Below are 1,551 nucleotides of genomic sequence, written 5' to 3' on the forward strand. Positions count from 1 at the left end.
GTACGCTTCACGCGATTGCGGCGCGCCGACGAGCACGAAATCGCCCGGGTTGTTCGACTTCGCGCGCTCGCCCGCGAGCAGTGCGTCGTCCATCATGAACGCGGCGGCACGGCCGGTGGACAGCGTCAGGAACGACTCGCCATGGTCCTTCGCGCTGATGATGTTCATGCCCATGTTCTTGTCCTGGTTCATCTTGCGAAGCAGGCGCTCGGAGGTGGTGCCGGCGGTCGTGACGACCGTCTTGCCCTTCAGGTCCGCCCAGTCCTTGATGCCGGAGTCTTTCTTGGTCATCAGACGCGTGCCGATCACGAAGATCGTGTTCGTGAACGCGGCCTGTTGCTGGCGCTCCAGATTATTCGTGGTCGAACCGCATTCGATGTCCACGGTGCCGTTCTGCACCAGCGGAATACGGTTTTGCGACGTGATCGGCGTCAGCTTGACCTTCAGGTTAGGCATGTTCAGCTTCACCTTCACGGCCTCCACCACTTTCATGGCGAATTCCTGCGAGTAGCCGATGACGTTCTGCTTGTCGTCGTAATACGAGAACGGGATCGACGATTCGCGATGCCCCAGCGAAATGACGCCCGTGTCCTTGATTTTTTTCAGCGTGCCGGCGTCCTGCGCATGCGCGCCAACCGTAAACAGTCCGAGAGTCGCGAGCAGCAGCGCAGCTTTTTTAACTTTCATGTTGTGATCTCCTTGGCAAGAACCGGCGCCAGTTTAGCAAAGTAATTATTCTGAAAGTATCGCTATAAACCATGTTGTTGCGTATCCCCCAGGGACTTTTTCCAGGGTGTCCCCTAGGGGCGCATCCTCTGGAGCCGCGGCGCCCAGGATTCGCGGCGCTCGGGACCCGTCCGCGGGCCTTTTTCCGGATATGCAAAGACGGGCGGCATCGATCCGATGCCGCCCGCCGGTACGACACGCCGTCTTGTGGACGGCGTTAAGGCAAGAATTGCCGGTGGCTTGCGCAAAGTAGCACAGCCGCCGTTCAAACGTAGATCAAGGGTACAGACCGCGCATTTCGCGCGCTTGCAGAATCCGCTTACAAGCGACGATGAACGCCGCGGTCCGCACGGACACGTTCTGCTCGCTCGACACCTGCCACACCGCGGCAAATGCTTCGCGCATCACGCGCTCCAGACGCTGGTTGATTTCGTCCTCGGTCCAGAAGAAGCTCGAGAAGTCCTGCACCCATTCGAAGTACGACACCGTCACGCCGCCCGCATTGGCCACCACGTCCGGAATCACGAGGATGCCGCGATCGTGGAGAATGTCGTCGGCCGCCGTGGTGGTTGGGCCGTTGGCGCCTTCCACGACGATCTTCGTCTTGATCTTTCCGGCATTCTTTTCGGTGATCTGGTTTTCCAGCGCAGCCGGAATCAGGATGTCCGATTCGGCGGTCCAGAACTCCTCGTTGCTCACCGCGTCCGCTTCCGGGAAGCCGCCCACGCCGCCCGTCTTCGCGACGTGTTCGAGCAGCGCGACCGCGTCGATGCCGGTCGACTTGTACAGCGAGCCGGTGTGATCCTGCACCGCGACCACCTTGGC

At 60.5% G+C, this 1,551-nt stretch carries 2 protein-coding genes; both read right to left on the reverse strand.

Translation table 11 applies throughout. The features are described 5' to 3' along the window. Window positions 1–687 (reverse strand): transporter substrate-binding domain-containing protein (locus VGN12_16645; protein HEY4311082.1); only part of this gene is annotated, 687 nt, incomplete at its 3' end. Window positions 688–1,002: 315 nt separating this feature from the next. Beyond that, on the reverse strand, window positions 1,003–1,551 hold a 549-nt coding region (locus tag VGN12_16650; GenBank protein HEY4311083.1), incomplete at its 5' end, for a glutamate dehydrogenase.

Source organism: Pirellulales bacterium (genome assembly GCA_036499395.1).
Taxonomy (GTDB): Bacteria; Planctomycetota; Planctomycetia; order Pirellulales; family JACPPG01; genus JACPPG01.